Source organism: Micromonospora sp. CNB394, assembly GCF_000374985.1.
Lineage (GTDB): Bacteria > Actinomycetota > Actinomycetes > Mycobacteriales > Micromonosporaceae > Micromonospora > Micromonospora marina.
Map to the genome: position 1 here is coordinate 149178 of NZ_KB895828.1, position 19570 is coordinate 168747.

At 75.0% G+C, this 19570-nt stretch carries 13 protein-coding genes; 3 read left to right on the forward strand and 10 right to left on the reverse strand.

All coding sequences use genetic code 11. From position 1 onward, the window contains the following. Positions 1 to 33: 33 nt before the first annotated feature. Entirely contained in the window at positions 34 to 2874 is a 2841-nt protein-coding gene (gene leuS / locus C569_RS0107980) for a leucine--tRNA ligase (RefSeq protein WP_018785271.1), read from the reverse strand. Between the two features lie 397 nt (positions 2875 to 3271). Here leuS and C569_RS0107985 point away from each other — a divergent pair, with 397 nt between their 5' ends. From C569_RS0107985 to C569_RS0107995, 3 genes are read left to right on the forward strand one after another with little or no spacing between them, the layout of a single operon-like run. Beyond that, a complete protein-coding gene (locus C569_RS0107985) occupies positions 3272 to 4327 on the forward strand; it encodes a MoxR family ATPase (protein WP_013287615.1) in 1056 nt (351 codons plus the stop codon). Between the two features lies 1 nt (position 4328). After that, a complete protein-coding gene (locus C569_RS0107990) occupies positions 4329 to 5627 on the forward strand; it encodes a DUF58 domain-containing protein (protein WP_018785272.1) in 1299 nt (432 codons plus the stop codon). 16 nt (positions 5628 to 5643) lie between these two features. Further along, positions 5644 to 8097: a DUF3488 and transglutaminase-like domain-containing protein gene (locus tag C569_RS0107995; RefSeq protein ID WP_018785273.1), complete on the forward strand. Its 2454-nt coding sequence runs from the start codon at positions 5644 to 5646 to the stop codon at positions 8095 to 8097. Positions 8098 to 8590: 493 nt separating this feature from the next. On the opposite strand, the gene C569_RS0108000 is transcribed toward C569_RS0107995, so the two are convergent. The 9 genes from C569_RS0108000 to C569_RS0108040 form a co-directional block, all read right to left on the reverse strand. Continuing rightward, complete coding sequence (locus C569_RS0108000) at positions 8591 to 8992, reverse strand: DUF3040 domain-containing protein (RefSeq protein ID WP_018785274.1); 402 nt, start codon at positions 8990 to 8992, stop codon at positions 8591 to 8593. A gap of 115 nt (positions 8993 to 9107) precedes the next feature. Next, a complete protein-coding gene (locus C569_RS0108005; RefSeq protein ID WP_018785275.1) occupies positions 9108 to 10367 on the reverse strand; it encodes a DNA polymerase IV in 1260 nt (419 codons plus the stop codon). Positions 10368 to 10496: 129 nt separating this feature from the next. Further along, a complete protein-coding gene (locus C569_RS0108010; protein WP_018785276.1) occupies positions 10497 to 11684 on the reverse strand; it encodes an alkaline phosphatase family protein in 1188 nt (395 codons plus the stop codon). Next, positions 11681 to 12412: a methyltransferase gene (locus C569_RS0108015; RefSeq protein ID WP_018785277.1), complete on the reverse strand. Its 732-nt coding sequence runs from the start codon at positions 12410 to 12412 to the stop codon at positions 11681 to 11683. Before C569_RS0108015 ends, C569_RS0108010 begins: the two co-directional genes overlap by 4 nt. A 31-nt stretch (positions 12413 to 12443) precedes the next feature. Beyond that, a complete protein-coding gene (locus C569_RS0108020) occupies positions 12444 to 12629 on the reverse strand; it encodes a hypothetical protein (RefSeq protein ID WP_018785278.1) in 186 nt (61 codons plus the stop codon). 95 nt (positions 12630 to 12724) lie between these two features. After that, positions 12725 to 16096, reverse strand: a complete 3372-nt coding sequence (locus tag C569_RS0108025) for an error-prone DNA polymerase (protein ID WP_018785279.1) — start codon at positions 16094 to 16096, stop codon at positions 12725 to 12727. An 18-nt stretch (positions 16097 to 16114) separates the two neighbouring features. After that, a complete protein-coding gene (locus C569_RS0108030; RefSeq protein WP_018785280.1) occupies positions 16115 to 17788 on the reverse strand; it encodes a DNA polymerase Y family protein in 1674 nt (557 codons plus the stop codon). Continuing rightward, complete coding sequence (locus C569_RS0108035; RefSeq protein ID WP_018785281.1) at positions 17785 to 18546, reverse strand: hypothetical protein; 762 nt, start codon at positions 18544 to 18546, stop codon at positions 17785 to 17787. The genes C569_RS0108030 and C569_RS0108035 overlap by 4 nt, the downstream gene beginning before the upstream one ends. Before the next feature lie 142 nt (positions 18547 to 18688). Next, entirely contained in the window at positions 18689 to 19192 is a 504-nt protein-coding gene (locus tag C569_RS0108040; RefSeq protein WP_018785282.1) for an SAV_6107 family HEPN domain-containing protein, read from the reverse strand. Between the last annotated feature and the right edge of the window lie 378 nt (positions 19193 to 19570).

Below are 19570 nucleotides of genomic sequence, written 5' to 3' on the forward strand. Positions count from 1 at the left end.
GTCCCTCGATGTGGACGCGCCCACCGGCCGGTCTCAGGCGACGACCGAGACCATCCGGCCCTTCACCACGATCACCTTGCGCGGCTCCTTGCCGCCCAGCGCGCCGGCCACCGCCTCCAGCGCCGCCGCGCGGACCACGTCCTCGGCGGCGTCGGCCGGCACCTCGACCCGGCCCCGGACCTTGCCGTTGACCTGCACCGGATAGGTCACCGACTCGGCCACCAGCAGGGCCTCGTCCGCGACCGGGAAGTCCGCGTACGCCAGCGAGGTCTGGTGGCCCAGCTTGCGCCACAGCTCCTCGGCCATGTGCGGGGCGAACGGGGCGACCATCAGCACCAGCGGCTCGGCCACCTCGCGCGGGGTACGCGTCAGCCGGGTCAGGCCGTTGGTCAGCTCGATCAGCTTGGCGATGGCGGTGTTGAACCGGATCCCGTCCATGTCGGAGCGGACCCCGTCGATCGTCTTGTGCAGCAGCCGCCGGGTCGCCTCGTCGGCCGGCTCGTCGGTGACCCGCAGGTCACCGGTCTGCTCGTCGACCACGGTGCGCCAGACCCGCTGCAGGAACCGGTACGCGCCGACCACCGCCCGGGTCTCCCACGGGCGGGACACCTCCAGCGGGCCCATCGACATCTCGTACACCCGGAACGTGTCCGCGCCGTACGCGGCGCACATGTCGTCCGGGGTGACGACGTTCTTCAGCGACTTGCCCATCTTGCCGTACTCGCGCCGGACCTCGGTCTCGCCGTGGAACCAGCGGCCGTCGACCTCGACGACCTCCTCGGCGGGCACGTAGGCGCCGCGCGGGTCGACGAACGCGTACGCCTGGATCATGCCCTGGTTGAACAGGCGGCGGAACGGCTCGAACGACGAGACGTGGCCCAGGTCGTACAGCACCTTGTGCCAGAAGCGCGCGTACAGCAGGTGCAGCACGGCGTGCTCGGCGCCGCCGACGTACAGGTCGGTTCCCCCGCAGTCGCCCGGACGCCGCGGTCCCATCCAGTACGCCTCGTTCGCCGGGTCGGCGAAACGCTGCGAGTCGGTCGGGTCCAGGTAGCGCAGCTCGTACCAGCAGGAGCCGGCCCACTGCGGCATCACGTTCGTCTCGCGGGTGTAGCGCTTGGGCCCGTCACCCAGGTCCAGCTCCACCTCCACCCAGTCGCGCCGCCGCGACAGCGGGGTCTCCGGGTTGCTGCCGGCGTCCTCCGGGTCGAACGTCTTCGGCGAGAAGTCCTCCACCTCGGGCAGCTCGACCGGCAGCATCGACTCGGGCAGCGCGATCGGCGCCCCGGTGGAGTCGTACACGATCGGGAACGGCTCGCCCCAGTAACGCTGCCGGGAGAACAGCCAGTCGCGCAGCCGCCAGGTGACCGCGCCCGCGCCGTGCCCGTTCGCCTCCAGCCACTCGATGATCCGGGCCTTGGCGTCGGCCACACCCAGGCCGTCCAGGTCGATGCCGCGCTCCGGCGCGGCGCTGTTGATCGCCGGGCCGTCACCGGTGTACGCCTTGCCGTCGAAGCCCTCCGGCGGCGCCACGGTCCGCACGATCGGCAGCTCGAAGACCTCGGCGAAGTCCCAGTCCCGCTCGTCCTGCGCGGGCACCGCCATGATCGCGCCGGTGCCGTAGCCGGCCAGCACGTAGTCGGCGATGAAGATCGGGATCTGCCCGCCGGTCGCCGGGTTGGTGGCGTAGGCGCCGACGAAGACGCCGGTCTTCTCCCTGCTGTCCGCCTGCCGCTCCGCGTCCGTCCTGGCCGCGGCGGCCTTCCGGTACGCCTCGACGGCCTCCCGCGGGCCGGCGTGCCCACCGGTCCACGCGTCCCGGGTGCCCTCCGGCCAGGCGGCCGGCGTCAGCACGTCGACCAGCTCGTGCTCGGGCGCCAGCACCATGTAGGTGGCGCCGAAGACGGTGTCCGGCCGGGTCGTGAACACCCGCACCGGGGTCGCGTCGGTCGGGAAGTCGATGTGCGCGCCGGTCGACCGGCCGATCCAGTTGCGCTGCTGCAGCTTGATCGGCTCCGGCCAGTCCAGTGTGTCCAGGTCCTCCAGCAGCCGGTCCCCGTACGCGGTGATCCGCATCATCCACTGCTTCAGGTTGCGCTTGAAGACCGGGAAGTTGCCGCGCTCGGACCGGCCGTCGGCGGTGACCTCCTCGTTTGCCAGCACGGTGCCCAGGCCCGGGCACCAGTTCACCGGCGCCTCGGAGACGTACGCCAGGCGGTGGTCGTCGACGATCGCCCGGCGCTCCCCCACGGACAGCTCGGCCCAACCACGCCCGTCCGGGGTGGCCCGGGTGCCGCCCTCGAACTCGCCGATCAGCTCGGCGATCGGCCGGGCCTTGCGCGCGTCCGCGTCGTACCACGAGTTGAATACCTGCAGGAAGATCCACTGGGTCCAGCGGTAGAAGTCGGTGTCGATGGTCGCCACCGACCGCCGCTCGTCGTGGCCCAGCCCCAACCGGCGCAGCTGCGACCGGTACCGCTCGATGTTGGCCTCGGTGGTGGTCCGGGGGTGGGTGCCGGTCTGCACCGCGTACTGCTCGGCGGGCAGGCCGAACGCGTCGAAGCCCATCGCGTGCAGCACGTTGCGCCCGGCCATCCGCTGGTAGCGGGCGTAGCAGTCGGTGCCGATGTAGCCCAGCGGGTGGCCGACGTGCAGGCCGGCGCCGGACGGGTACGGAAACATGTCCAGCACGTACAGCTTCTCGGCGCCGGCGCGGGGGTGGCCCGGGTCGGCCAGCGGCCCGGCCGGGTTCGGCGCGTGGAAGGTGCCCTCCCGCGCCCAGGTGTCCTGCCAGCGGTGCTCGATCTCGTCGGCCAGGGCGGCGGTGTACCGGAACGGGGGGATGTCGGTCGCCGGTGCGGCTGCCTCACTCATGGCGTCTCCTCGGCGCGGATCGATTCGAAAGAAATGTGGGCGGTCTGCCGCGGGCACAAAAAAACCCCCCGCGCAGGAGGGGCGGCCGTGCTGTCGCGCGTTCAGCGCATCAGCACGGCTCGGTAAGAAGCAGGAAGAACCCGGCCACGCAGGCAGTGTACCTCGCACCCCTCGGCGGGGGCGCGCCCGTTCCGCCCCCGGCGGCCGGTCCCCCGGTCCGGCGAATATTCCGGGCGTAACCGACCGACCACCTGCGGGAGTCGGCAGTAACGACAAACATGGTTAGCCTGAGAGGCCAGTGAGATTACTGCGGCAGACGAGGCTCGGCGTCGCGAACCCAACGGCGGGTCCAGGTGCTCTACGAAGAGCTGCCGTCCAGGCGACGAGGAGGAGGCCCGTGACACAACAGACCTGGGACGAGGTGGGCGGTCTGCTGCCGCACGACGAGTTCCGCGCCGCCAGCGAGGCCATCGTGGCCAACATCGAGCAGGTCATCGAGGGCAAGACCGCCACCGTCCGGCTCGCCCTGGCGGTGCTGCTGGCCGAGGGTCACCTGCTCATCGAGGACGTGCCCGGCGTCGGCAAGACCAAGCTCGCCAAGGCGATGGCCCGGTCCATCGACTGCTCGGTCCGGCGGATCCAGTTCACCCCCGACCTGCTTCCCAGCGACGTCACCGGCGTCAGCGTCTACAACCAGGAGACCCATGACTTCGAGTTCCGCCCCGGTGCGGTCTTCGCCAACCTGGTGGTCGGCGACGAGATCAACCGGGCCTCGCCGAAGACCCAGTCGGCGCTGCTGGAGTGCATGGAGGAGCGGCAGGTCACCGTCGACGGGGTCACCTACCAGTTGCAGACGCCGTTCATGGTGATCGCGACGCAGAACCCGATCGAGATGGAGGGCACCTACCCGCTGCCCGAGGCGCAGCGGGACCGGTTCACCGCCCGCATCGCCATGGGCTACCCCGACCCGCGCGCCGAGCTGGCCATGCTCGACGGGCACGGCGCCACCGACCCGCTGCCGGGGCTGCGGCCGGTCTCCGACGCCGCCACCGTCCGCCGGCTGATCGGTCACGTCCGGCAGGTGCACGTCGCCGACGCCGTCAAGCAGTACGCGATCGACCTGGTCACCGCCACCCGGGAGGCCCCCGACCTGCGGCTCGGCGCGTCCCCCCGGGCCACGCTCCAGCTGCTGCGCACCGCCCGCGCGGTGGCCGCCCTGGAGGGCCGCGACTACGTCCTGCCGGACGACCTCCAGGTGCTCGCGGTGCCGGTGCTGGCGCACCGGATCATCCCGACCGCCGACGCCCAGCTGGCCCGGCGCACCACCGACGCGATCGTCTCCGAGCTGGTGCACCGCCTGCCGCTACCGCACGACCGGCAGCGGTCGCCGTACGACACCCGGCCCGGCGGCGGCAACAACGGCCGCGGGCCGTACGAGCCGCGGAGGCCGTGACGTGCGTGACGGCCTGCGTGGGCTGACCACCCGCGGCCGCTCCTTCCTGGCGGCCGCGGTGGCCGCGGCGATCTCCGCCGGCATCCTCGGCGAGAAGGACCTGCTCCGGGTGGCGGTCCTGCTCGCCGTGCTGCCGCTGCTGGCCGCCGCGTACGTCGGACGCAGCCGGTACAAGCTGGCCTGCAACCGGTCGCTGGAACCGCACCGGGTGCCGGTCGGCGCCAGCTCCCGGGTGGTGCTCCGGTTGCAGAACCTGTCCCGGCTGCCCACCGGCACGCTACTGCTGGAGGACCGCCTGCCGTACGCGCTGGGCAGCCGGCCCCGGGTGGTGCTGGAACGGCTCGGCGCGCACCAGGCCAGCTCGGTGGCGTACACGGTCCGGGCGGACGTGCGCGGCCGCTACGAGGTGGGGCCGCTGGTGATCCGGCTGACCGACCCGTTCGGCCTGTGCGAGCTGACCCGGTCGTTCCCCAGCACCGACCATCTCACCGTGATCCCGCAGGTCACCCCGCTGCCCTCGGTCCGGCTACCGGGCGAGTACGCCGGCAGCGGCGACAGCCGGGCCCGCTCGGTGGCGGTGCACGGCGAGGACGACGCCGCCACCCGCGAGTACCGGATGGGCGACGACCTGCGCCGGGTGCACTGGAAGTCCACCGCCCGCACCGGTGAGCTGATGGTGCGCCGCGAGGAGCAGCCGTGGGAGAGCCGGGCGACGGTGCTGCTCGACACCCGCGCCGCCGGGCACCGCGGCGAGGGCCCGGCGGCGAGCTTCGAGTGGGCGGTCTCGGCCGCCGCCAGCATCGCCGTGCACCTGCGCCAGGCCGGCTACAAGCTGCGTCTGGTCACCGGCAACGGCGCCGACGTCGGGGCCACCGAGGCCGGCGGCGAGGGGCTGCTGCTCGACCACCTCGCCGACGTGCACCTCGACCGGCGCGGCGAGATCACCACGCTCGTGCAGCAGGTCCGGCAGCGGGCCGACGGTGGCCTGATCATCGCGCTGTTCGGCACGCTCGGCACCGCCGAGGCGGAGCTGCTGGCCGGTTTGCGCGGCAACGGCGCCACCTGCGTGGCGTTCCTGCTCGACAGCAACACCTGGCTCAACCTGCCGGCGAACGCCCGGACCGAGGCGGAGCGGGCACACGGCGCCGCCGCGCTCGCGCTGCTGCAGAGCGGCTGGCGGGTCATCGGGGTGGAGCACGGCACCAGCCTGCCGGTGCTGTGGCCGCAGGCCGGGCGGGGCTCGCAGGGCTTCGCGCTGCGCGCGGCCATGGCCGAGACGGTGGCCGGCGGACGACGATGACCGGAGGGATGGTCCTGTGACCCCGCACCGCAACATCGGATTCGTCGCCGCGGCGGCGACGCTGCTGGCGGCGGCACCGCTGTCGGCGATCTTCGAACGCTGGACCTGGCTGGTCCAGGCCGCCGTCGTGGTCGCCGTGGTGGCCGGTTCGGCCGCGTTGAGCCGGCTGGGCCGGCTACCGTTGTGGGGGCAGGTGCTGGCCATGCTGGCCGGGCTGACCCTGGGCCTGACCTGGGTCTTCCCCGGCGGCACCGAACTGCTCGCGTTCGTGCCGACCCCGGCCACGTTCGGCCACTTCGGTGACCTGCTCCAGGCGTCGTTGCAGGACATGCGCTCGTACGGCGTGCAGGTGCCGGACGTCGACTCGCTGCTGTTCCTCGCGGTGCTCGGCATCGGCGCGGTCGCTGTGGTGGTGGACGTGCTCGCGGTCGGGCTGCGCCGGCCGGCGCTGGCCGGCCTGCCGATGCTCGCCATCTACTCGGTCCCGGTCGCGGTGTACGTGGACAGCGTCCCCGCCACCCCGTTCGTGGTGGGCGCCGCCGGTTACCTCTGGCTGCTGGTCACCGACAATGTCGACCGGGTACGCCGGTTCGGCCGCCGGTTCACCGGCGAGGGGCGCGACGTGGACGTCTGGGAGGCGTCCCCGCTGGCAGCGGCCGGACGGCGGCTCGCAGTGGTCGGCGTGATCGTGGCGGTGGCGCTGCCGCTCGCGGTGCCCGGGATGACCGGCGGGCTGCTGAACAACCTCGGTGCCGGGCCCGGCGACGGCAGCGGGCGGCCGGGCCAGGGCGGCAGCTCGGGCCGGGTGGACCTGTTCGCGGCGCTCAGCGGCCAGCTCAACCAGAGCGAGGAGATCGATCTGGTCAAGGTCAGCACCAACGAGACGGCCCCGTTCTACCTGCGCCTGGGCGTGGTCGACGACCTGCGACCCAGTGGCTTCCAGGCACGTGTGCCCACCGGGCGGCCGGTCACCCGCCCGCTGCCCGATCCCGGGGAACGCGCCCCGCGCGGCGTCGACCAGCGGCGCTACCGCGCCTCCGTCGAGGTGACGAAGAACCTGAACATGCCGTTGCTGCCGGTCTACGCCGAGCCGGTCAAGACCGACGACCTCAACGGCAACTGGCTGTACGACACGAACCAGCAGGTCGTTTTCTCCAATCGCGAGAACGCCCTCGGCAAGACCTACTCGTTCGACTACGTCCGGTCCACCTTCAGCCCGGCGGCGCTGCGCGCGGCCCCGTCGCTGCCCTCCGACAGCCTGGTGATGCGGCAGCAGACCGAGCGGCCGTCCGTCCCGGCCGTCGAGGAACTGGTCGCGCAGCTGGTCGAGGGCAAGTCGAACGACTACGACAAGGTCCGGGCCATCTACGACTACTTCTCCGTGGAGAACGGCTTCACCTACGCGCTGTCCACCCGCAACGGCAGCAGCGGGGAGGACATCACCGACTTCCTCGCCACCAAGGTCGGCTACTGCCAGCAGTACGCCGCGGCGATGGCCTGGCTGGTCCGGGCCGCCGGCATCCCGGCCCGGGTCGCCGTCGGGTTCACCAACGGCAGCAAGGCCGACGGCGGCACGTACGTGCTGACCAACCGCAACCTGCACGCCTGGACCGAGGTCAACTTCAGCGGGATCGGCTGGGTGCCGTTCGACGCCACCCCGGCGGCGGCCGTGACGGGGTCGGTCCGCTCGGCCTGGGCGCCGGACATCGACGCCCCAGAGGAGGTCACCCCCTCGGCCGGCAGCACCAGTGCTCCTGACGCGGCCGGCCCGTCGGCCGGGCCGAACGAGGCGGACCGGCTCGACAAGGACACCGACCAGGGCCTGACCCTGGACCAGGGCGGCCCCGCCGAAAGGAGCCCGGTCTGGCCGTGGTGGCTGGCCGGTGCGCTGGCGCTGCTGGCGCTGCTCGCCGTACCGGCCCTGCGCCGCTCCGCCCTGCGCCGCCGCCGGCGGGTCCGGGCGGTCACGCCCGCGGCCACCGCACTGCCGGTGCCGAATCAGCGCGGCGAGGCACGGCAGGTGGTGGTCGGCGTGGACGCCGAGGCGGCCCGCGCCGACGCGCACGCCGCCTGGGACGAACTGCTCGACACTCTCGTCGACTTCCACGTCCGGGTGGACCGCACGGAGACCCCACGGGCCACCGCCGAGCGGCTGGCCCGGGAGGCGCTCGGCGAGCGGGGGGACGCCGCGACCGGGGTACGCCTGCTCGGCCGCGCCGAGGAACGAGCCCGCTACGCCCGTGACCCGCTGACCGACGCAGAGCTGCAGCCGGCGCTGCGCACGGTCCGGGGCGCGCTGGCGGCGGGCGCGGACCGCCGTACCCGGCTGGTGGCCGCGCTGCTGCCCCCGTCGGTGTTGCAGCGTTGGCGCACCGGCCTGGCCGAGCGGTCGGCAAGGGTGGTGACCACGACCGGCCAGGTCCGTCAGCGTCTGACCCGCTGGAGCCCTCGCCGCCTCCTGGCCCGCTGACCCCCGCCCGCCCCTCAGCGGTGATCAAGGAGTTTGTGTCCGTTTCCGGCCCCGCTGGAGACACAAACCCCTTGGTCACCGCTTCTGGTCCCGGTGCGCGCGAGATATTGGTGCGAAATGGCCCCCAGAGGGCGTTTCCGTACCAAGACGGAGAGGGCTGGGCACACCCGTCCCGGCGATCTTGCAGTTCGTGCCCGGGCGAAAACGACATCCGGGGCGCCACTCGGGCCGAAAGTGCAAGATCGCGCGCGAGGGTCGGGGCCGGTGAGCGATGAGGCGCTCGACCAGGCGGACCGGGGAGGACGCGTGGGGACGGGGGACGAATCGCGGCGGCGCGCCGAGCGGCGGGAAGGTGCGATCGATCGCGGGCACGACCGACCGCGCCCCCTCACCCGCGCTGCCACGGCGAAAGGCGGCACGTCGCCCCGGCGGCGCTCACCGAGGTGCCACGGAGGCGCGCCGGTGTCCCGCCCGGGTCAGGGGCGGGACGCGGTCAGCGGTGACCCTCCGGGCGCTGCCGCCAGCGGTCCTCCATCCGGTCGAGGAAGGAGCCCCGGCGACCACCACCACTGCGGCCACGGGGACGACGCCGGCTCGTTGTGCCGCCGACCACGTGCAGGTCGGGCGACTGGGATCGGCGGTGCGACTGCACCGCGTAGCCCAACGAGGCCAGCATGACGACGAAACCCGCCACCGACAGCAGTGGAGTCGTAATCACCACGCCATAGACCAACAGGGCCAGACCAGCGACGACCACGCCGGCAGCGACGAGCACGCGACGCCGCGCGTGGAAACGCGGGTCGCTGGCGCGCACGGCCGAGGCGAACTTGGGGTCCTCGGCAAGCGACCGCTCGATCTGCTCGAACAGCCGCTGCTCGTGCTCCGAGAGCGGCACGGCACTCCTCCCCGGTCACGTTGGTCGGCCCGGGCGGGCCGACAGACCGTGGCAGCCAACCGGCTGCTTACCCGCAAGTCTACGAGGGCCCCCGCGCGTCGGAAAGCGGGACGACCTATGGCCGGGTCGGTTTTTCGACTTGTCGTGTATCACGACGGCCGAGAAGACTGGCCGGACCTATGACGGATCGCCCGAATCGGGCAGCCGCCGCGTCGGCCGCCACCTCCGCCTCCCGCCAGCCTCGCTCGGGCGCGCCCAGGGTGAGCTGCTGCGGAGTCTCCCCCGCGGGAGCGAGACCTTCCATCCGGACACCGACCAGCCGAACCGGCTCGCCGGGGGCGAGCGCGCCCCACAGCGCCCAGGCCGTGCCGAACATCTCCCGGGCGGTGTCGGTGGGCACAGCGAGCGTGCGGGAGCGGCTGATCGTCCGGAAGTCGGCGAAGCGGACCTTGAGCGACACGGTACGGCCCATCTGTCCGGCCGCCCGCAGCCGAGCGCCGGCCTTGTCGGCGAGCGCGAGCAGGGACCGCCGGATCTCGTCCGGGTCGCTCACGTCGGTGTCGAACGTGACCTCCGCGCCGATCGACTTCTCCACCTGCTCGGGCGTGACCCCGCGCGGGTCACGCCCCCAGGCCAGCTCGTGCAGGTGGGCGGCCGACGCCTCACCCACCGCCCGGCGCAGCAGGCCGGTCGGCGCCTCGGCGAGGTCGCGCACGGTACGCAGGCCGAGGCGGCGCAGCGCGTCCGCGGAACGCTCCCCCACACCCCACAGGGCGGACACCGGCAGCGGGTGCAGGAAGTCGAGCACCCGGGCGGCCGGAACCACGAGCAGGCCGTCGGGTTTGGCCCGGGTGGAGCCGAGCTTGGCCACGAACTTGCTCGGCCCCACGCCCACGGAACAGGTCAGCTGCTGTTCCCCGGCGACCCGGCGGCGGATCAGCGCGGCGATGTCGGCGGGCCGGCCGAACAGCCGGCGGGCACCCGCCACGTCGAGGAACGCCTCGTCCAGGGAGAGCGGCTCGACCAGCGGGGTGACGTCCCGGAAGATCCGCATGACGGCCCGGGACGCCTCCGTGTAGGCGCTGAAGTCGGGCGGGAGGTAGACCGCGCCGGGGCACAGCGCGCGGGCGCGGGCGGTGGGCATCGCGCTGCGGACGCCGTACCGCCGGGCCTCGTAGCTGGCGGAGCTGACCACGCCGCGCGGGCCGACGCCGCCCACCACCACCGGCCGGCCGCGCAGCTCGGGACGGCGGCGCACCTCCACCGACGCGTAGAACGCGTCCATGTCGACGTGCAGGATGGTGCAGCCGGTGTCGTCGGCGTCCGGCCCGAAGCGCGGGTCACCGCCTCGGGGCAACGACTGGCTACGGCCCATGACAGCAGGCTAGCCCGCCGGTCCGACAACCCGGCCCGGCACCGCCATCATCGGCCCGGCACCGCCATCATCGGCCCGGCACCGGACGAGGCCCGGAACCGGCGGCGCAGAGGCACTGACGAACCGGGGTCAGCCGCGGACCACCAGCAGCGGGACTGCCATCTCGGCGGCGGTGTCCGCACCGTGGTACGCCACCAGCCGCGACGCCATCGGCGGCTCGGAACGGGTGGCGACCACCGCGTACGTGTCCCGGCAGACCACCACCACGTCACCGATCCGGGTCAGGTGCGCCTCGGGCACCGGCCCGAACCAGCCGGTCGCCACCGCCTCGGCCCGGGTCAGCACGTGCGCGGCCGGGCCCAGCACCTCGGTCCAGGCGGCCGTCACGTCGGCCTCGGCGCCCGGCTCGGCATGCAGGTAGCGGACCCGGGGCTCACCGGCGACCACCCGCACCCCGGCCCGCAGGCGGGGGTCGGCGTCCAGGTCGATCCGGTGTCCGGCGGGCACGTCGAGCTGGCCGTGGTCGGCGGTCACCAGCAGCGCGGCGTCCGGCGGCAGCCCGTCGACGAGCCGGGCCAGCAGCGCGTCCACATCGGCGGCGGCGGCCCGCCACGGCGCGGAGTCCACGCCGCTGAGATGCCCGTGCCGGTCCAGGTCGGGGTGGTAGCCGGAGACGAGTGCGGGTCCGTCCCCGGCGGCGAGCGCCGCCAGCATCCGGGCGGCGAGCGCGTCGACGCCGGCCGCGCCCCGGTAGTCGCCGCCCCGGTTGGCGGCGAGCGTCAGGCCGCTGCCGGCGAACTCGGGGCGGCTGACCACCGTCACCGCGACCCCGGCGGCGCGCGCCCGCTGGTACCAGGTGGGCACCGGCTGCCAGCTCGCCGGGTCCGGGTCGCCGGCCCAGTCGACGTGGTTGAGCACCCGGTCGGTGCCGGGCACCCGGACGGTGAAGCCGAGCACGCCGTGCGCGCCGGGCGGGGTGCCGGTGCCGAGGCTGACCAGGCTGGTCGGGGTGGTGGACGGGAAGCCGGTGGTGAGCGACCGGCCGACGGTGGCGGCCAGGCCGGCGAGCGTCGGGGCGTACGGGGCGGCGGTGGGGATCTGGTACCAGCCGAGGCCGTCGACGAGCAGCACCGCGATCCGGCGTACCCCGGCCAGGCGCGGGGCCAGGCCGAGCCGGTCGGCCGCGCCCGGTACGCCGAGCAGCGCCAGCGCGCTCGGCAGCACATCGGCCAGGCCACCGCCCTCGTAGCGGGGCGCCACCCGGTCCAGCGGACCGGGAGCCCGGCCGGGAATCGGATCGGGAGCCGGGCCGGTCATGCCGGACGGCGGGCGAACAGGTGCAGCTGGGCGGCGAGATCGCGGTACGGGGACCGGGCCGCGAGGGCGCGCTCCAGCTCCACCAGGGCGGCCTGCTGTCCGTCCGCCACCGCGGCCGGGAGCAGGTCGGCGAGCACCCGTACCCCGTGGGTCTCCTCCACGACGAGGCCGGCGGCGGCGAGCAGCGTGCTCGCGTCGGCGGCGTCGTAGCGGCGACGCAGCGTGTCCCGGCCGCCGGTGGTCCCGTGCGGGTCGGCGGCGAGCGCGGCGGCGGCGTCCAGTTGCCCGTTCATCGCCCGGCCGAACACGGCGGCGGCCCGGCCGGCGACCAGCACGCTCGCCGCGCCACCCGGGCACAACGCGGTGACCAGCGCGGACATCACCGGCTCCGGGTCGTCGACCACCTCGAGGACGGAGTGGCACAGCACCAGGTCCACGGTGGCCGGCTCGACCAGTCCGGTGAGCGCGTCGGCGTCGCCCTGCGCCGCGCGTACCCGATCGGCGACCCCGGCCTCGGCGGCCCGGCGGGTCAGCGCGGCGAGCGCGTCGGGGCTGGCGTCGACCACTGTGACCCGGTGACCGGCCTCGGCGAGCGGGACGGCGAAGCCGCCGGTCCCGCCGCCGACGTCGAGCACGGAGAGTCGTTCGCCGGCTCGCCGGTCCAGCTCGGCCCGGAGCACCGACCAGATGACGGCGGTGCGGGGGGTGAGGGTTCGGATCTGCTCCACGCGCCGAGCCTAGTCACCCCCCGGCCCGGGTTCAGGACTCGCCGCCGCCGGCGGGGTCGTCCTCGGCGCGGGAGCGCTGGTTGTTCGCCACCGGGCCGTCGGTCACCTGGTATTCCCGCAGCTCGGCCCCGTGGGTGGGAGCCCAGTCGGCACCGAGGCGGGTGCGGCGGACGTTTGCCACGCCGCCGCCGGCGGCGTACGTGCGGTGAAAGGTCATCGTTCATCCCCCATACCCCGGGTGGGCCACTCTGCCCACCCGCGTCGGGAGTCTCCCGCCTCCGGCCCGCGGAAACCGTAATGTGAATCACTCCATCAACGGAAATCCCTGGATGCCGGGGTGACGGGGGGCTCGATCGCGTCCAGCCGGTCCGCGGTGAGGTTCGTGACGCCCTCGTGCCGCTGCAGCCGGCCCCGCACCACGAGTGCTCCACTGGTGCGGGCGATCCGACGGTATCTCTGCCACAGCCCCGGGGAGCAGGTGACATTGAGCATCCCGGTCTCGTCCTCCAGGTTGAGGAACGTGACGCCGCCGGCGGTCGCCGGGCGCTGCCGGTGGGTGACGATCCCGCCGACCCGGATCCGCTGCCCGGGCGGCACCCGGCCGAGCCGGGCGATCGGCACCGCGCCCAGTTCGTCGAGCCGGTCCCGGATGAACCGGGCCGGGTGGCTCTCCGGGGACAGGCCGGTGGCCCAGACGTCGGCGACCAGGCGGTCCACCGCGGCCATGCCGGGCAGGGTGGGCGGGTCCGCGCCGGTCACCGTGCCCGGCAGCCGGCCCGGCCGGTCCTGGGCCGCCGCGCCGGCGGCCCAGAGGGCCTGCCGCCGGGTCAGCCCGAAACAGGCGAACGCGTCGGCGGTGGCCAGCGCCTCCAGCTGCGCGGCGGTGAGACCGACGCGGCGGGCCAGGTCCGGCATGTCCCGGTACGGCCCGTGCGCCGCGCGTTCCGCCTCGATCCGCTCGGCCACGTCGTCGCCGAGGGTACGGACGCTGCCCAGCCCGAGCCGTACCGCCGGGCCACCCAGCCCCCAGGCGTGCGGCGGCTCGCCCGGCACGCTGCCCCACCGGGTCTGCGGGGTCGACTCCAGCACCGCCCTGGCGCCGCTGGCGTTGATGTCCGGCCGGCGCACCTCGACGCCGTGCCGGCGGGCGTCGTCGGCGAGCGTCTGCGGCGAGTAGAAGCCCATCGGCTGGGCGTTGAGCAGCGCGGCCAGGAACGGGCCGGGGTGGTAGCGCTTGAGCCACGAGCTGGCGTACACCAGGTAGGCGAAGCTCATCGCGTGGCTCTCCGGGAAGCCGTAGCTGGCGAACGCGGTGAGTTTGCGGTAGACGTCGTCGGCCAGTTCGCCGCTGATGCCCCGCTCGGCCATCCCGGCGTAGAGCCGGTCGGCGATCTGCGCCATCCGCTCCACCGACCGCTTCGCCCCCATGGCCCGGCGCAGCTGGTCGGCGCCGGCCGCGTCGAAGCCGGCCAGGTCGATGGCGAGCTGCATGAGCTGCTCCTGGAACAGCGGCACGCCGAGCGTCTTCTCCAGCGCGTTGCGCATCAGCGGGTGCGCGTACGTGACCGGCTCCTGGCCGTTCTTACGCCTGATGTACGGGTGCACCGAGCCGCCCTGGATCGGGCCGGGCCGGATCAGCGCCACCTCCACCACCAGGTCGTAGAACTCGCGCGGCTTGAGCCGGGGCAGCGTGGCCATCTGGGCGCGGCTCTCCACCTGGAACACGCCCACCGAGTCGGCCCGGCAGAGCATGTCGTAGACCTCGGGGTCGTCCAGGTCCATGTCGCCCAGGTCGAGGCTGGACCCGATCAGGTCGTAGCCGTAGTGCAGCGCCGACAGCATGCCGAGGCCGAGCAGGTCGAACTTGACCAGGCCGACGGCCGCGCAGTCGTCCTTGTCCCACTGGAGCACGCTGCGGCCGGGCATCCGGCCCCACTCCACCGGGCACACCTCGATCACCGGCCGGTCGCAGATCACCATCCCGCCGGAGTGGATGCCCAGGTGCCGGGGGAACCCCGCCCGCCTCCCCGAGCCGCCGGCCAGCTCGTTGGCGTACGCGACCACCTGCTCCGGGATGTCCGCCACGTCGACCGCGGCGACGGAGCCCCACCTGTCGATCTGCTTGCTCCAGGCGTCCTGCTGGCCGGGTGAGAAACCGAACGCCTTGGCCACGTCCCGCACCGCCGACCGGGGCCGGTACGAGATGACGTTGGCGACCTGGGCGGTGTGCTCCCGGCCGTAGCGGGCGTAGACGTGCTGGATCACCTCCTCCCGGCGGTCGGACTCGATGTCCACGTCGATGTCGGGTGGCCCGTCGCGCTCCGGGGCGAGGAACCGCTCGAACAGCAGCCGGTGCCGGACCGCGTCCACGTTGGTGATGCGCAGCGCGTAGCAGACCGCCGAGTTGGCCGCCGAGCCCCGGCCCTGGCAGTAGATGTCCTGCGCGCGGCAGAACGCGACGATGTCGTAGACCACCAGGAAGTAGCCGGGGAAACCGAGGTCTTCGATCATCCGCAGTTCGTGTTCCAGCTGCGCGTACGCCTCCGGGTGCGCCTCGGGCGGGCCGTAGCGCTCCCGGGCGCCGTCCATGGTCAGCCGGCGCAGCCAGCTCATCTCGGTGTGCCCGGGCGGCACCGGGTACGCCGGCAGCTTCGGCGCCACGAGCTGAAGGTCGAAGGCGAGTTCCGCGCCGTACTCGGCGGCCCGCGCCACCGCCCCCGGGTACGCGGCGAACCGCGCCGCCATCTCCGCGCCGCTGCGCAGGTGGGCGGTGGCCGCGGCGGGCAGCCAGCCGTCGATCTCGTCGAGGCTGCGCCGGGCCCGGACCGCGGCGACGGTGGTGGCCAGCCGCCGCCGCCCCGGGGTGGCGTAGTGCACGTTGTTCGTGGCCACCGTGGGCAGTCCGGCCGCGGCGGCCAGCTCGGCGAGCGCGTCGTTGCGGTCGGCGTCGACCGGGTGGCCATGGTCGGTCAGCTCCACCGCCACCGTCTCCGCGCCGAACAGCGCGGTGAGCCGGTCCAGTTCCCGGGCCGCCGCGTCGACGCCCTCGGTGAGCAGCGCCGCCGGCACGTGCCCCTTGCGGCAGCCGGTGAGCACCAGCACGTGGTCGCGCAGCTCCGCCGCGATCTCCTCCAGCTCGCCGTAGAGCGGGCGGCCCTTCTCCCCGCCGCGCAGCTGGGCGCGGGAGATGCTGGCGGCCAGGCGCGCGTACCCCTCGTGGCCGTGCGCGAGCACCAGCAGGTGCCGGCCGAGCGGGTCGGGTTCGCCGTTCTGCGGGCCGGGCAGCCCGAGGGACAGCTCCGCGCCGAAGATCGTCGGCAGCCGCAGCGCGCGGGCCGCCTCGGCGAAGCGCACCACGCCATAGAAGCCGTCGTGGTCGGTGACGGCGAGCGCGGTCAGCCCGAGCCGGGCCGCCTCCTCGGCCAGTTCCTCCGGGTGGCTGGCCCCGTCGAGGAAGCTGAAGTTGGAGTGCGCGTGCAACTCCGCGTACGGCACCACGCCGTCCGGGCGGGCCAGTTCCGGCGGCCGGTATTCCTGGCGTTTGCGGCTCCAGGCCGGTGAGTCGCCCCCGTCGGCGTCGACCGCGAGCGGGTCGACCACGTGCAGGTGCCGTTCGTCCTTGGCCCGCCCGGAGAGCACCTGCTCCAGCTTCGACCACGGCATCTTCGGGTTGTGGAAGCTCACCGGCGCCTCCCCCGGCGCTCAGTCATAGATCGCCTCCACCAGCCACTGCCCGCCCTCGACCGCGAGCAACAGGGCGGCGCCGTCGGCCAGGCTCACCTGGAACCGGGCCCTGCGGCGCGCCTCGGCCGGCGCCCACCAGCGCTCGTCCACCGGCCACGGGCCGGCCCAGCCGGTGATCTCGGCCGGGCGGCCGTCGCCGACGGCGAGCCGGGCCGGTGCCGCGCTGACCACCAGCCGGGCGCTCACCACGACCGGTTCCCCGGCCGCGTCGCGCACGTCGGCCGGCAGCGGGGCGGGCAGGACGACGGCCGGTGACGGTGGCGGGATCCGGCCCGGCCACGGCGGCTCGGCCACCGCCCGGCCCCGCCCGGCCCGCCGCCGCGCACCGCCCCCAGCGGGTACGACGACAGGGGCGGACGCGGCACCCGGAGCGGGAGCGGCGGGCGGCGGGGGTGGCGGGCCGGGACGCGCGGGCGCCCGCTCGTCACCCCACGGGACCAGGCGCACCTGGTCGGCCGGGGAACGCCCGCCCCCGAGCACGGCGGTGACCACCGCCTCGGGGCCGAGGATGCCCTGTACCCGGCTCAGCGCCCGGTGTGCCCGCTCCCGCTCCGCACCGGTCTCCCCCCACAGCCCGGGTTGCAGGCCCGCCTGGGCGAGCACCCCGTCGGGCACCAGTCGCAACCGGACGATCCCGGCGGTGGGCCGGGCCGGGCGCGTCCCGCCCCGGCCGTTGCTGCCGGAGAGCCAGCCGTCGAGCTGCCAGCGGACCCGGTCGGCGATGGCCGCGGCGGTGAGCAGGCCGCCGTGCCGCCAGACCCGGTGCAGCTCCTGGCCGTGTGCGGTGACCGCCTCGATGCCGAGGCGGGTGCAGGCCAGGCCGTAGCCGGCCAGCCGCTCGTGCAGCCGCTCGGCGAGCGTGCGGGCGGCGAACGCGGCGGCGTCGACCCGGTCGATCGGCTCGTCGTGGTCGGCGGTGACGGTGAGGTCGGCGGGCGGCTGCCGGACCGCCAGCGGGCGGTCGTCCCGGCCGCCGGCGAGCCGGTGCGCCAGCGCCCCGTCGAAGCCGAACCGGGCCAGCACGTCTCCGGCCGGCAGCGCCGCGAACTCGCCGAGGGTGCGGACGCCGAGCCGGCGCAGCAGGTCGGCCAGGGCGGGCCGGCCGAGCGCCTCGACCGGCCGGGCGGCCAGGAACTCGCGGGTGTCGCCGGGGTCGACGATCCGCCCCTCCCGGGCGGCCAGCCCGGCCGCGAACACCCCGTCGGCGATGCCGACCTGGCTCTCCACCGCGCAGGTCTGCGCGACGTGCTCCACGATCCGCTCGGCCGCCGCCTCCTCGCCGCCGAGGTAGCGGCTCGGCCCCCGGGCCGCCGTGGCGCAGGCGCCCGGCCGGATCACCTCGACGCCGGCCACCACCTCCTCCACGGCGGCCACCACCGGCTCGAACGCGCGTACGTCCCGGCCGGGGTCGTGGTCGACCACCGTGAGGTGCGGGCAGCGTCCCTGCGCCTCGCGGCGGCGCAACCCGCGCCGGATCCCCTCGGCGCGGGCCCGTTCGGAGCAGGCGATCACCCGGTTGGCGTGCAGCACCACGACCGGGTCGGTGGCGGGCACCCCGTCGACGATCTCGGCGGCGAGGACCGGCCAGTCCGGGCACCAGAGCAGCAGCGTCCGCTGCGGTGCGCCGCTCACGCCGGACCGGCTGCGGCGAGCGTACGGGCGGGTGGGGCGACCACGCGCAGCCGGCGCGACGGCGCGACGGCCGGGGCGCCGAGCCCGGCCGAGCGGGGGATCACCCGGGTCAGCTCGTCGCCGGGCAGCCACACCTTGATCTCCTTCGGGCGGGCGGCGGCGCCCCGGCCCCGGGCCGATACGGTCACCTCGCGACGGCGCAGCCGGCCGCGACCGGGGCCGAGCCCCTGCCAGACGCCCCGGACCACCTGGAGTGTGACGTCCGCGCCGTCCCACCGCCCGTACGGGACGAGCACGCTTCCGCGCTGCCGGGCTCGGGCGGCCAGCCGGGTGGCGACCGAGGCGGAGACGGTGGCCGGCACGGCGGTGACCACCACGTCGACCCCGTCGATGAGCGCGGCGACCACAGTGGGCCACTCCGGCCCGGGGTCGGGCACCAGGGCCAGCCGGTCCAGGGCGATGCCCGCCTCGGCGGCCGCGCCCGCCCCGAAGGTGGGTACGCCCACCACGGCGCACCACGAGCCGGCCCGGGACGCCTCGGCGAGCAGCGCGAGGATCAGCGAGGTGGCGCCGCTGCGCCGGGGCTGGCCGGCGCCGACCGCGACGGTGCTGCCGCGTCGCAGCCCGCGGCTGGGCAGCAGCCCGGTCAGCTCGGCCCGGACGGGCAGCACCCGGTGGCCGCCGGCCGGGTCGGGCGCGCTCGCCGGTCGGACCAGATCGGCCAGGGCGGCGGAACCGACCACCATGCGGCCCGCCATCGGACCAACCCCCCGTCGTGTTTCGCCACGGGCCTCGCCCGTGGATGGTGCTGCGTGGATCGTGTCGTGCGCGGCACGCGTGTGCCGTGGGTGCGGCGCCCGGCCACCCGGGGTCCCGCCGGTGGTGGCCGGGCGCCACGAATCAGGCGGCGGCTGCCCCGGGGCCGGGCGGGGCGGCGGAGGCGCCGAGCCGCAGCGGGCGGGGCAGGCCGTCGAGCGCCGGCTGGTGCGCCAGGCCGAGTGCGGTCTCCACCACTGTCACGAACTCCTCGGCGGCACGCAGCAGGTCGTCGGCCTCCCGGGCGGTGACCACGCGGGGGATGCCGGCCTCGGCGGCGGCCCGCTTGCTCGCGCCGGCGGCGAAGTAGGCGGCCCACTCGTCCAGCTCGGGGGCGACGGTGGCGAGCAGCACCCAGACGCTGGTGATCCGGTGCCGGCGGGTGGGTGCGGGGCGGGCCCGGGCGGCGAGCACGGCGGCGGCGGCGCGCAGCGCCGCGAGGTGGGCGGCGGCGTACCGGAGGCCGTCGGGACGGGTGCGGGCGGCCTCGGCCAGCCCGTCGCGGGCCACCGCGAGCAACTGGGCGGGGGTGCGGTGCGGCAGCACGTGCGCGGGCACCGTGGGTGCCTGGGCCGGACTGGTCGGCATGGGTCTCTCCTCCGCGTGTGGCCGGGGCGGGCGGTCGCGCGACGGGGACGTCGCCCGGTCGCCCGGAGCGGTCGGTGCGGAGGAAGACGCACCTTGGTGGCGGCCGGCCGGATGTGGACGCTTCCCCACACCCACACCCGGCCGGCGTGCCGGCGGGTCCGTCGCCCGCCGCCCGGGGGTCGTGGGCGGCGGGCGACGACCTGCCTGACGGGCCCGGACTCGCGACTGTCCGAGACCCGGTGCGGCCCGCGGTGCCGCACCTCCCGGAAGCCGGTGCCGCGAAACACCGCTTCCGGAGCGTTCGACGGGTGCGCGACCGGCTCGGATCAGGCCGGGCCAGCCGGGGAGCTGAGCCACTTGCCGTGTGAGCCGAATCGA

Coding starts and splice junctions, on each gene's coding strand:
- leuS (WP_018785271.1), bottom strand. CDS start 2,874: ATGAGTGAGGCAGCCGCACCGGCGACCGACATCCCCCCGTTCCGGTAC.
- C569_RS0108020 (WP_018785278.1), bottom strand. CDS start 12,629: ATGACCTTTCACCGCACGTACGCCGCCGGCGGCGGCGTGGCAAACGTC.
- C569_RS0108010 (WP_018785276.1), bottom strand. CDS start 11,684: ATGACCGGCCCGGCTCCCGATCCGATTCCCGGCCGGGCTCCCGGTCCG.
- C569_RS0108035 (WP_018785281.1), bottom strand. CDS start 18,546: ATGGCGGGCCGCATGGTGGTCGGTTCCGCCGCCCTGGCCGATCTGGTC.
- C569_RS0108005 (WP_018785275.1), bottom strand. CDS start 10,367: ATGGGCCGTAGCCAGTCGTTGCCCCGAGGCGGTGACCCGCGCTTCGGG.
- C569_RS0108040 (WP_018785282.1), bottom strand. CDS start 19,192: ATGCCGACCAGTCCGGCCCAGGCACCCACGGTGCCCGCGCACGTGCTG.